Genomic DNA, 11,747 nt, shown 5'->3' with positions numbered 1-11,747 from the left:
ATTGGGCGTTAGGCACAGGAGTTCGCGGCTCGATGGCAGTAGCGCACGTTAGCCTTGAGTCCCTGGCAGATCGATTTGTGCATCCAGCAAGGCCATGAAGGCCCGTGCCGCGTTCGACAGCGTCCGTTCGGTGTGCAAGATATAGCCTAGCTGGCGCGTGAGTTGTATGCCCGGCAAAGGTATTCGCGCAACTTGATCATCGAGCATCGTGCGCGGCAACACGCTCCAGGCCAGGCCGATCGAGACCATCATCTTGATGGTTTCCAGATAATTCGTGCTCATGGCGATGTTCGGCGTCAGTCCCTGAGCCTCGAACAGTCGATGGACGATGTGGTGAGTAAAGGTGTTGCCGCCGGGAAACACCGCCGGATGCAGGGCGATGTCCGCCAGGCTGACCGCTCCGTTGCTGACCAGCGAATGCTCCGGGGCGACCACGAAGTCCAGCGGGTCGTCCCACACTGGCGTCGCTTTGACCAAGGTATGAGGTTCCGGGGCCAGGGTGATTACTGCCAGTTCCGCGCGGCCATGGAGTATTTCTTCGTAGGCCACTTCCGAATCGAGGAACTGAATATCCAGCGCCACTTGTGGGTAGCGTCGGGTGAACTCTCTTAATAAGGGCGGTAAACGGTGCAGGCCAATGTGGTGACTGGTGGCCAGCGTCAGGCGCCCGGTCACTTCGCCGGTCAGGTTGGTCAGGGCGCGGCGGGTGTCGTCCAGCACGTTGAGAATCTGATAGGCCCGCGGCAACAGGGCGCGCCCGGCCTCGGTCAGGCCGACTTCGCGGCCCAGGCGATCGAACAGACGTACCTTCAATTGCTGTTCCAGTCCGGCGATGCGCTTGCTGATCGCTGGCTGCGTCAGGTGCAGCCGTTCGCCCGCGCCAGAAAAGCTTCCAGTCTCGGCAATCGCGATAAAGGCATTTAGGTTGGCCAGGTCCATTACGGTATTCCAGTTGGTTATCCAAAGCATAAAAAATATGAATTTGAGTTATTTAATGTAACCCCCTAGGATCGACCTCACAAGCCAAAGGGTTATTGAAACGTTCAAAGCCCGGGGCATAGAAACAAGCTGATGAGGAAAACGTCTGATGGCCGGCAAAACGCTCTACGACAAGCTCTGGGATTCGCACTTGGTCAAGCAGCGCGACGATGGCTCTGCGCTGATCTACATCGATCGTCACATCATTCACGAAGTGACCTCGCCGCAAGCCTTTGAAGGCCTGCGTCTGGCCGGGCGCAAGCCTTGGCGCATCGATGCCAACATCGCGACCCCGGACCACAACGTACCGACCACCCCGGAGCGCAAGGGCGGCATCGAAGCCATTGCCGACCAGGTCTCGCGTTTGCAGGTTCAGACCCTCGACGACAACTGCGATGAATATGGCATTGTCGAATTCAAGATGAATGATGTGCGTCAAGGCATCGTTCACGTGATCGGCCCGGAGCAGGGCGCGACCTTGCCGGGCATGACCGTGGTCTGCGGCGACTCCCACACCTCGACCCACGGCGCGTTTGGCGCTTTGGCTCACGGTATCGGCACCTCCGAAGTCGAGCACGTGCTCGCCACCCAGTGCCTGGTCGCCAAGAAAATGAAGAATATGCTGGTGTCGGTCGAAGGCAAATTGCCGTTCGGCGTGACCGCCAAGGATATCGTCCTCGCCGTGATCGGCAAGATCGGCACCGCCGGCGGTAACGGCCATGCCATCGAGTTCGCCGGCAGCGCGATTCGCGATCTGTCGGTCGAAGGCCGCATGACCATCTGCAACATGTCCATCGAGGCCGGCGCACGCGTAGGCCTGGTGGCGGCTGACGAAAAAACCGTGGCCTACGTGAAGGGCCGTCCATTCGCCCCGAAAGGCGCGGAATGGGACTTGGCTGTCGAAGCCTGGAAAGACCTGGTGACCGATAAAGACGCCAAATTCGACACCATCGTCGAGCTCGATGCGACCCAAATCAAGCCGCAAGTCAGCTGGGGCACTTCGCCCGAGATGGTCTTGGCCGTGGACCAGCATGTTCCCGATCCTGCGAAGGAAATGGACCTGGTCAAACGCGGTTCCATCGAACGCGCCTTGAAATACATGGGGTTGACTGCCAATCAGGCAATCACCGATATCCAGCTGGATCGCGTGTTCATCGGTTCCTGCACCAACTCGCGGATCGAAGACCTGCGCGCTGCGGCAGTCATCGCCAAGGGCCGCAAAGTCGCTTCGACCATCAAGCAGGCCATCGTGGTGCCGGGCTCGGGTCTGGTGAAAGCACAGGCCGAATCCGAAGGCCTGGACAAGATTTTCCTCGACGCCGGTTTCGAATGGCGTGAGCCGGGTTGCTCGATGTGCCTGGCGATGAACCCGGACCGCTTGGAGTCGGGCGAGCATTGCGCCTCGACCTCCAACCGCAACTTCGAAGGCCGTCAGGGCGCCGGTGGCCGAACCCACCTCGTGAGCCCGGCGATGGCCGCCGCCGCCGCTGTGAACGGTCGTTTCGTCGACGTCCGTGAATTGATCTAAGGAGCGCAGCATGAAAGCTTTTACCCAGCACACTGGTCTTGTCGCGCCTTTGGATCGTGCCAACGTCGACACCGACCAGATCATCCCGAAGCAGTTCTTGAAGTCGATCAAGCGCACGGGTTTCGGCCCGAACCTGTTCGATGAGTGGCGCTACCTGGATGTCGGCCAGCCGTACCAGGACAACTCCAAGCGCCCGCTGAACAAGGACTTCGTGCTCAACGCCGAGCGTTATCAAGGCGCTAGCGTGTTGCTGGCCCGCGAGAACTTCGGTTGCGGCTCCAGCCGTGAACACGCGCCGTGGGCCCTGGAAGAATACGGTTTCCGCAGCATCATCGCGCCGAGCTACGCCGACATCTTCTTCAACAACAGCTTCAAGAACGGCTTGCTGCCGATCATCTTGAGCGATGCGGAAGTGGATGAGCTGTTTGAGCAGGTTGAAGCGAATCCTGGCTATCAGTTGCAGGTTGATCTGGAAGCCCAGACCGTGACCCGTCCGGATGGCAAAGTGCTGCGCTTTGAGATTGATGCGTTCCGCAAGCACTGCTTGCTCAATGGTCTGGACGATATTGGTCTGACGTTGATGGACCATGAAGCGATTGCGACGTTTGAAGCCAAGCATCGTGCGAGCCAGCCTTGGTTGTTTCGCGACGCTTGATTTTGCGTAAGGCGTGATGACGCCATCGCCAGCAGGCTGGCTCCCACATTGGATTTGCGGCGTTCACAAAACCCTGTGGGAGCGAGCCTGCTCGCGATGAGGCCCTTGAAGGCAACACAAGACTCCACCCCAAAAAAGGAAGTCCCGATGACCCGCACCGCCCAGCACAGCCAGGTAGTCCAAAAGCAATTCGGTGAACAGGCCGCGGCCTACCTGAGCAGCGCCGTACACGCTCAAGGCACTGAATTCGCGCTGCTACAGGCCGAGCTGGCCGGGCAGGGCGATGCACGGGTGCTCGATCTGGGTTGCGGCGCCGGTCACGTGAGTTTTCACGTGGCGTCGCTGGTGAAAGAAGTGGTCGCTTACGACCTGTCCCAACAGATGCTCGACGTGGTCGCCGCAGCCGCCATCGACCGTGGTTTGAGCAATGTCACCACGGTCAACGGTGCCGCTGAGCGCCTGCCGTTTGCCGACGGCGAGTTTGACTTCGTGTTCAGCCGTTATTCGGCGCACCATTGGAGCGACCTCGGCCTGGCCCTGCGCGAAGTGCGCCGGGTGCTGAAGCCGGGCGGCGTGGCGGCGTTCGTCGACGTGTTGTCACCGGGCAGTCCGTTGTTCGACACTTACCTGCAGAGCGTCGAAGTACTGCGCGACACCAGCCATGTGCGCGATTATTCCGCCGGCGAGTGGTTGCGTCAGGTCAGCGAGGCGGGGTTGCATACCCGCAGCACCACGCGTCAACGGTTGCGGCTGGAGTACAACAGCTGGGTCGAACGCATGCGCACGCCGCAAGTCATGCGCGCGGCCATCCGCGAGCTGCAGCAGTCGATGGGCAATGAAGTACGCGAATATTTTGAAATTGAGGCCGATGGTTCGTTCAGTACAGATGTGCTGGTGCTGATTGCAGAGCGATAGGCTCCGGACGATAGAATTTTTCCGGGTGCGCCCCTGGGCGCACCGACTGATGACATGAGGAAAGCATGAGCAAGCAGATTCTGATTCTCCCGGGCGACGGTATTGGTCCGGAAATCATGGCCGAAGCGGTCAAGGTGCTGGAACTGGCCAATGACAAGTACAGCCTGGGCTTCGAGCTGAGCCACGACGTGATCGGCGGCGCCGCCATCGACAAGCACGGCGTGCCGCTTGCCGACGAAACCCTGGACCGTGCCCGCGCCGCCGACGCGGTGCTGCTGGGCGCCGTGGGCGGCCCGAAATGGGACACCATCGAGCGTGACATCCGCCCTGAGCGCGGCCTGCTGAAAATTCGTGCGCAACTGGGCCTGTTCGGCAACCTGCGCCCGGCGATCCTCTACCCGCAACTGGCCGAGGCCTCGAGCCTGAAGCCGGAGATCGTGGCGGGCCTGGACATCCTGATCGTCCGTGAACTGACCGGCGGCATCTACTTTGGCGCGCCACGCGGCACCCGCACCCTGGAAAACGGTGAGCGCCAGGCCTACGACACGCTGCCGTACAGCGAAAGCGAAATCCGCCGCATCGCCCGCGTCGGTTTCGACATGGCCATGGTGCGCGGCAAGAAGCTGTGCTCGGTGGACAAGGCCAACGTATTGGCGTCCAGCCAGCTGTGGCGTGAAATCGTCGAGCAAGTGGCCAAGGATTACCCTGAAGTCGAACTGAGCCACATGTACGTCGACAACGCCGCCATGCAGCTGGTGCGTGCGCCGAAGCAATTCGACGTGATCGTCACCGACAACCTGTTTGGCGACATCCTGTCCGACCAGGCATCGATGCTCACCGGTTCCATCGGCATGCTGCCGTCAGCGTCGCTGGATACCCACAACAAGGGCATGTACGAGCCTTGCCACGGTTCGGCACCGGACATCGCCGGCAAGGGCATTGCCAACCCGTTGGCGACCATTTTGTCGGTGTCGATGATGCTGCGTTACAGCTTCAATCTGCAGGACGCGGCCGATGCCATCGAGAAAGCCGTGAGCCTGGTGCTGGATCAGGGCTTGCGCACGGGCGACATCTGGTCGGCCGGTTGCACTAAAGTCGGTACGCAGGAAATGGGTGACGCAGTAGTCGCCGCGCTGCGGAATCTGTAATCTCTCGGGCCCGCTGCCACTTTCACTCTTGAAAGCAGCGGCCCACTTTTTAAAGAAGGTGTAGTTGCGATGAAACGTGTAGGTCTGATCGGTTGGCGCGGTATGGTCGGTTCCGTGCTCATGCAGCGGATGCTGGAAGAGCAGGATTTCGATCTTATTGAGCCGGTGTTTTTCACCACTTCCAATGTCGGTGGCCAAGGCCCGTCCGTGGGCAAGGACATTGCTCCGCTCAAGGACGCTTACAGCATTGATGAGCTGAAAACCCTCGACGTGATTCTGACCTGCCAGGGTGGCGACTACACCAGCGAAGTCTTCCCGAAATTGCGCGAAGCCGGTTGGCAGGGTTACTGGATCGACGCCGCTTCCAGCCTGCGCATGCAGGATGACGCGGTGATCGTGCTGGACCCGGTGAACCGCAAGGTCATCGACCAGCAGCTCGACGCGGGCACCAAGAACTACATCGGCGGCAACTGCACCGTCAGCCTGATGTTGATGGGCCTGGGCGGTCTGTTTGAAGCCGGTCTGGTCGAGTGGATGAGCGCCATGACTTATCAGGCGGCCTCCGGTGCCGGCGCGCAGAACATGCGTGAACTGATCAAGCAAATGGGCGCGACCCACGCCGCTGTCGCCGATCAACTGGCCGACCCGGCCAGCGCCATCCTCGACATCGACCGCCGTGTCGCCGAAGCCATGCGCAGCGACGCGTACCCGACCGAAAACTTCGGCGTACCGCTTGCCGGCAGCCTGATTCCGTGGATCGACAAGGAACTGCCGAACGGTCAGAGCCGCGAAGAGTGGAAGGCCCAGGCCGAGACCAACAAGATCCTCGGTCGCTTCAAGAGCCCGATCCCGGTCGATGGCATCTGCGTACGCATCGGCGCCATGCGCTGCCACAGCCAGGCGCTGACCATCAAGCTGAACAAAGACGTGCCGATCGCCGACATCGAAGGGCTGATCAGCCAGCACAACCCTTGGGTCAAACTGGTGCCGAACAACCGCGAAGCCAGCATCCAGGAACTGAGCCCGACGAAAGTCACCGGCACCCTGAACGTACCGGTTGGCCGTCTGCGCAAGCTGAACATGGGCACGCAGTACGTCGGTGCGTTCACCGTCGGCGACCAACTGCTGTGGGGCGCGGCCGAACCGCTGCGTCGCATGCTGCGGATCCTGCTTGAGCGTTGATCGACTGACGTAAACAAAGAGCCCGCGCCTTGAAAGAGGTGCGGGTTTTTTTATTCCCGGCAGGCTGATGTTGATCTGTTGCCTGTTCTGGCCTCTTCGCGGGCAAGCCCGCTCCCACAGGTTTCAGTGGTGTACACAAATCTTGTGTATGACACCAACCACTGTGGGAGCGGGCTTGCCCGCGAAGAGGCCAGAACAGCCACCGCAAATCCTTGACCGAATTGCCTGCATGCCCACCACCCGGTAAAGTGCCGCTCCCCCCGTTTCGCCAGAGGTAGAACCATGAGCCAGTCCTTTGATATTGCCGTGATCGGCGCCACCGGTACTGTCGGCGAAACGCTCGTGCAGATTCTCGAAGAACGCGACTTCCCGGTCGGCAACCTGCACCTGTTGGCCAGCAGCGAATCCGCCGGGCATTCGGTGCCGTTTCGCGGCAAGAACGTGCGGGTGCGCGAAGTCGATGAGTTCGATTTCAGTAAAGTCCAGCTCGTATTCTTCGCCGCCGGCCCGGCGGTCACCCTGAGTTTCGCCTCGCGCGCCCGTGCAGCCGGTTGCTCGCTGATCGACCTGTCCGGCGCGCTGCCGGCGGATGAGGCGCCGCAAATCGTGCCGGAAGCCAACGCCCAAGTACTCGCCGGTTTGAAAAAACCGTTCCAGGTCAGCAGCCCAAGCCCGTCGGCCACCACGCTGGCCGTGGTGCTGGCGCCGTTGCTCGGTTTGCTTGACCTGCAACGCATCAATCTGACCGCCAGCCTGGCCGTCTCCGCCCAGGGCCGCGAAGCCGTGACCGAGCTGGCCCGGCAAACCGCCGAGCTGCTCAACGTGCGTCCGCTGGAGCCCACTTTTTTCGATCGGCAAATGGCTTTTAACCTGTTGGCCCAGGTCGGCAAGCCGGATGAGCAAGGCCATACGTTGCTGGAAAAACGCCTGGTGCGTGAGTTGCGTCAGGTCATGGCGCTGCCTTTATTAAAGATTTCCGTCACTTGCATTCAAGCCCCGGTGTTTTTTGGCGATAGCTTTAGCGTGACCTTGCAGTCAGCGAGCGCTGTGGACCTGGCGAAAGTCAACGCGGCGCTGGAAGACGCGCCGGGTATCGAACTGGTGGAAGCCGGCGATTACCCGACAGCGGTGGGCGATGCGGTAGGGCAGGATGTGGTCTACGTCGGTCGGGTTCGCGCGGGAATCGACGACCCGTCGGAACTTAATTTGTGGCTGACGTCAGATAACGTACGCAAGGGCGCCGCGCTCAATGCTGTGCAGGTGGCTGAATTGTTGATAAAAGACCTGCTGTAAAAGATACTTGGCAACAATTTTTCGAATGAGTCCTGCCGAGCGCTATGCTTGGCCGGATCGCTGATGGCGAGCCACCCTGTGGGGCTTTCCGGGGCATTAATGAAACGATCGCGCGTGACGACCCTTCGTCGTCGCGCGCAATGCCTTACGGCAGCGGCTATCAACACCTTCTCGCTGGCCGAGGAATGTTCAAACAAAGGATGAGGCTATGGTTCAAGTTCGCAAACTGGTGTTAGCAATAGCGGCCGCCTCGGCGCTGTCCTCCGGTATGGCGCATGCCCTCGGGCTCGGGGAATTGACCCTGAAGTCGACGCTGAACCAACCTCTGGTGGCGGAAATCGAGCTGCTCGACGTCAAGGAACTCACCGCCGCGGAAGTGGTGCCGAGCCTCGCTTCGCCGGAAGATTTCGCCAAGGCCGGTGTCGATCGCCAGGTGTTTCTCAACGACCTGACGTTCACCCCCGTGCTCAACGCCAGCGGTAAAAGCATCCTGCGTGTAACGTCCAGCAAGCCCCTGTCCGAGCCGATGGTGAAATTCCTGGTTCAGGTGATGTGGCCCAACGGTCGTCTGCTGCGCGATTACAGCGTGTTGCTCGACCCGTCGAAATTCTCCCCGCAGACCGCTGAAGCGGCTGCGCAGCCTGCGCCGACCCAAGCAGTCACTGCGCCGGTGACCGGTGCAACCCAGCCGACCCAATACACCACCACGGCGCGCGATACCCTCTGGGAGATCGCCGCGAAGGCGCGTAATGGCGGGTCGGTCCAGCAAACCATGTTGGCCATCCAGGCGCTGAACCCGGATGCCTTCATCGACGGCAACATCAACCGGTTGAAAATCGGCCAGGTGCTGCGCATGCCCGATCAGGCGCAAAGCACCAGCCTGCCGCAATCCAAGGCAATCGCTGAAGTCGCTGCACAGAACACCGCATGGCGCCAGGGGCGTCGTTATGTCGCGAAGCCCGGCACCGGGCAGCAGCAACTCGATGCCACCAAGCGTGGCCGCGCTGATGCTGCTCCGTCGCAAGCGGCGAAAGACAACCTGAGCCTGGTCTCTGCCGAAACTGGCAAAGGCCGTGGCAAAGGTCCGGCAGGCGATGCCAAGGCCTTGGGCAACAAACTGGCGGTGACCCAGGAAAGCCTCGACACGACCCGTCGTGACAACGCCGAACTGAAAAGCCGCATGGCCGATCTGCAAAGTCAGCTGGACAAGCTGCAACGCCTGATCGAACTGAAGAACAATCAACTGGCCAAGTTGCAGGCTGAAGGCGCTGCTGATGCGCCGGCTGCAGCGGCGACCGCTCCAGCGATGTCTGCCGAGTTGGCCGCTGATCCTGCGGCAGCGCCGACGGAAGTGGCTCCTGCTCCGGCTGCACCTGCTCCAGAGGCGGCGGCACCTGAAGCTGCTCCGGCGCCAGTGCCTGCCGAGTCGGCAGTCGAGCCGACGCCAGAGGCCTCCGATGACCAGAAATTCAACGAGCTGCTGACCAATCCGGTCCTGCTGGGTCTGGTGGGCGGCGGTGCAGTGGTTCTGTTGCTGTTGCTGCTGTTGCTGGCACGTCGCCGCAAAGCCCAGCAAGAAGCCGAGAAACACCTGCGCATGGCGCGGGCCCTGGAAGAAGAGAAGGAATTCTCTGTCGAACAGGAACTGCCGGAAAGCAGCTTTGAAGGCCTGGAGGTTCCGCCGCCGAGTGTGACGCTCGCTCCCGCGCCGATACCAACGCCACCACCTGCGCCAGCTCCAACCCCAGCGCCAGCGCCAGCGCCAGTCCCAGACGTAATGACCACGCCGATCGCCGCGCCACTGGTATCGCCAGCAGCCGAGCGCGATGACGACGTGCTGACCAAGGCCCAGTCGCACATTGCCGCCGGTCGTTTGAACCAGGCAGCCGCGTTGCTCGAGGACGGCATCAAGCAAGAACCACAACGCAGCGACCTGCGCCTGAAGCTGATGGAAGTCTACGGTCAGCAGGGCGATCGCGATGCATTTGTGGCTCAGGAGCGCCAGTTGGTCGCCAACGGTGACAACTTCGCCCAGGTCGAGCAGCTTAAAAGCCGCTTCCCGGCAATGGCTATCGCGGCTGCCGGTGGTCTTGCTGCCGCCGCCATCGCTGCCGAGCTGGACGCGCAGTACGTCAAGGACCTGCTGCTGGACGAGCCGCAAGCACCGGCCGATGACCTGGACAGTGCCTTCGACCTGAGCCTGGATGACCTGGAAGCCGCGTCACCAGCAGTGGTCACGCCAGAGCCGGAAGCTGCGGCTGACCTTGACGAGTTTCCGCTGGACGATGACCTGAGCTTTGAATCGGTATTGAAGGAACAGACCGAAATCAAGGAAAACCTCGACGACTTGTCGGACTTCGATCTGGACATGGATTTGGGCGGTGATACATCGCCGGCCATCCTCGCTGAAGATGACTTCCTGCTGGATCTGGACGAAGGCGTGAAGGACCTGCCTGCGGAGCCTGTAAAACCTGAATTGCCTCAGGACGATCTGGAGCTGCCGGCCGATTTCGACCTGTCGCTGGCTGATGAAATGGATGCCGCCCCGGCCGAGCCTGAGGTCAAGGACGCCTTTGCCGCTGAACTGGATGACGTCAACGCCGAGCTGGATCGTTTGTCCCAGAGCATGAGTGAGCCGACCTTTACTGCAGAAGACGCTATGGCTTCTGCGGCGGACGAGCCGGACTTCGACTTCCTCTCCGGCACCGATGAAGTCGCCACCAAACTCGATCTGGCCCAGGCCTACATCGACATGGGTGATAACGACGGCGCCCGAGACATCCTGAATGAGGTGGTGGCCGAGGGGAATGCTGGCCAGAAGAGTGAAGCCAAGGAGATGCTTTCGCATCTGGCTTGAGAGATCGGTAGGCAGTAACAGAACGGCAGCCCAGTGAGGCTGCCGTTTTTGTTTCAGCGGTGATCCGACGGCGTCTGTCAGGCCGCCATCGCGAGCAGGCTCGCTCCCACAGGGATTGGTGCCAGACACAAATAGTGCGGCGCCACGATCCTTGTGGGAGCGAGCCTGCTCGCGATGGCGGCGTCACATTCAGCACCGTATCGACTGTTGCACTGGCGTCCCGGTGCGGCGGCCTTATAATGCCCGCCTTTGCGCACATCAGCAGGCTGTTACTCCTTGGCAAATATAGATAACCCGGCCGCCGAAATGGCGGCCGACGGCTTTTTCCGGATCGCGCTGGGCGTTGAATACAAAGGCTCGCGTTATCGCGGCTGGCAACGCCAGGCCTCTGGTGTGCTCACCGTGCAGGAAACCCTCGAAAAGGCCTTGTCCAAAGTCGCCGACTCACCGGTATCGCTGCTCTGCGCCGGACGCACGGACGCCGGCGTGCATGCGTGCGGCCAAGTGGTGCATTTCGATACGCAGGTCGAGCGTTCGATGAAGGCCTGGGTCATGGGCGCCAATATCAACTTGCCCCACGACGTCAGCGTCAGCTGGGCCAAGATCATGCCGGCGCATTTTCATGCGCGCTTCAAGGCCATCGCCCGGCGCTATCGTTACGTGATCTACAACGATCAGATCCGTCCGGCGCACTTGAACGAAGAAATCACCTGGAACCACCGTCCCCTCGACGTCGAGCGCATGGCCGAGGCCGCCCAGTATCTGGTCGGCACCCATGATTTCAGCGCTTTCCGCGCCGGTCAGTGCCAGGCCAAGTCGCCGATCAAGGAACTGCATCACCTGCGGGTCACGCGCCACGGCAAGATGATCGTGCTGGATATTCGCGCCAGTGCCTTCTTGCACCACATGGTGCGCAACATCGCCGGTGTATTGATGACCATCGGTGCCGGCGAGCGTCCGGTGGAGTGGATGAAGGAAGTGTTGGAGAGCCGGATCCGTCGTTCTGGCGGGGTGACGGCGCATCCTTACGGCCTGTACCTGGTGCAGGTCGAGTATCGCGACGAGTTCCAATTGCCCGAGCGTTACATTGGTCCACACTTCCTCACCGGCTTCTCTGAACTTGACGGCTGACGCCCTCGAACGCATTTGTTACCATCCGGGACTTTCTCGGATTTGCCCTGAGGTTTTATC

Annotated in this window: 9 protein-coding genes; 8 read left to right on the top strand and 1 reads right to left on the bottom strand. The window is 60.9% G+C overall.

All coding sequences use genetic code 11. The annotated features are described in order from the left end of the window. Nucleotides 1-48 precede the first annotated feature (48 nt). Nucleotides 49-939: a LysR family transcriptional regulator gene (locus DJ564_RS21785; RefSeq protein WP_109633217.1), complete on the bottom strand. Its 891-nt coding sequence runs from the start codon at nt 937-939 to the stop codon at nt 49-51. 148 nt (nt 940-1,087) lie between these two features. On the opposite strand from DJ564_RS21785, the gene leuC reads away from it, so the two are divergent. From leuC to truA, 8 genes are all read left to right on the top strand, one after another. Further along, on the top strand, nt 1,088-2,506 hold the full coding sequence (gene leuC, locus DJ564_RS21780) for a 3-isopropylmalate dehydratase large subunit (RefSeq protein ID WP_109633215.1): 1,419 nt from the start codon (nt 1,088-1,090) through the stop codon (nt 2,504-2,506). A 10-nt stretch (nt 2,507-2,516) separates the two neighbouring features. After that, the gene (gene leuD / locus DJ564_RS21775; RefSeq protein ID WP_109633213.1) at nt 2,517-3,161 is read left to right on the top strand and encodes a 3-isopropylmalate dehydratase small subunit; all 645 of its coding nucleotides are present in this window, start codon (nt 2,517-2,519) and stop codon (nt 3,159-3,161) included. A gap of 147 nt (nt 3,162-3,308) precedes the next feature. Continuing rightward, the gene (locus tag DJ564_RS21770; protein WP_109633211.1) at nt 3,309-4,076 is read left to right on the top strand and encodes a class I SAM-dependent methyltransferase; all 768 of its coding nucleotides are present in this window, start codon (nt 3,309-3,311) and stop codon (nt 4,074-4,076) included. A 65-nt stretch (nt 4,077-4,141) separates the two neighbouring features. Continuing rightward, nucleotides 4,142-5,224: a 3-isopropylmalate dehydrogenase gene (gene leuB, locus DJ564_RS21765; protein WP_109633210.1), complete on the top strand. Its 1,083-nt coding sequence runs from the start codon at nt 4,142-4,144 to the stop codon at nt 5,222-5,224. Between the two features lie 69 nt (nt 5,225-5,293). Continuing rightward, nucleotides 5,294-6,406, top strand: a complete 1,113-nt coding sequence (asd, locus tag DJ564_RS21760; RefSeq protein WP_109633208.1) for an aspartate-semialdehyde dehydrogenase — start codon at nt 5,294-5,296, stop codon at nt 6,404-6,406. Nucleotides 6,407-6,688: 282 nt separating this feature from the next. Further along, on the top strand, nt 6,689-7,699 hold the full coding sequence (locus tag DJ564_RS21755) for an aspartate-semialdehyde dehydrogenase (RefSeq protein ID WP_109633207.1): 1,011 nt from the start codon (nt 6,689-6,691) through the stop codon (nt 7,697-7,699). Nucleotides 7,700-7,907: 208 nt separating this feature from the next. Beyond that, complete coding sequence (locus DJ564_RS21750; RefSeq protein ID WP_109633205.1) at nt 7,908-10,556, top strand: FimV/HubP family polar landmark protein; 2,649 nt, start codon at nt 7,908-7,910, stop codon at nt 10,554-10,556. Between the two features lie 306 nt (nt 10,557-10,862). Continuing rightward, nucleotides 10,863-11,687 carry a tRNA pseudouridine(38-40) synthase TruA gene (gene truA / locus DJ564_RS21745; RefSeq protein WP_162556271.1) on the top strand — a complete coding sequence of 275 codons (825 nt, stop codon included), beginning with the start codon at nt 10,863-10,865 and terminating at the stop codon, nt 11,685-11,687. Nucleotides 11,688-11,747: the final 60 nt, after the last annotated feature.

It is taken from the genome of Pseudomonas sp. 31-12 (genome assembly GCF_003151075.1).
GTDB lineage: Bacteria > Pseudomonadota > Gammaproteobacteria > Pseudomonadales > Pseudomonadaceae > Aquipseudomonas.
The sequence above is the reverse complement of the archived record's forward strand: the minus strand, read 5'-3'. Positions and strand labels throughout refer to the sequence as shown.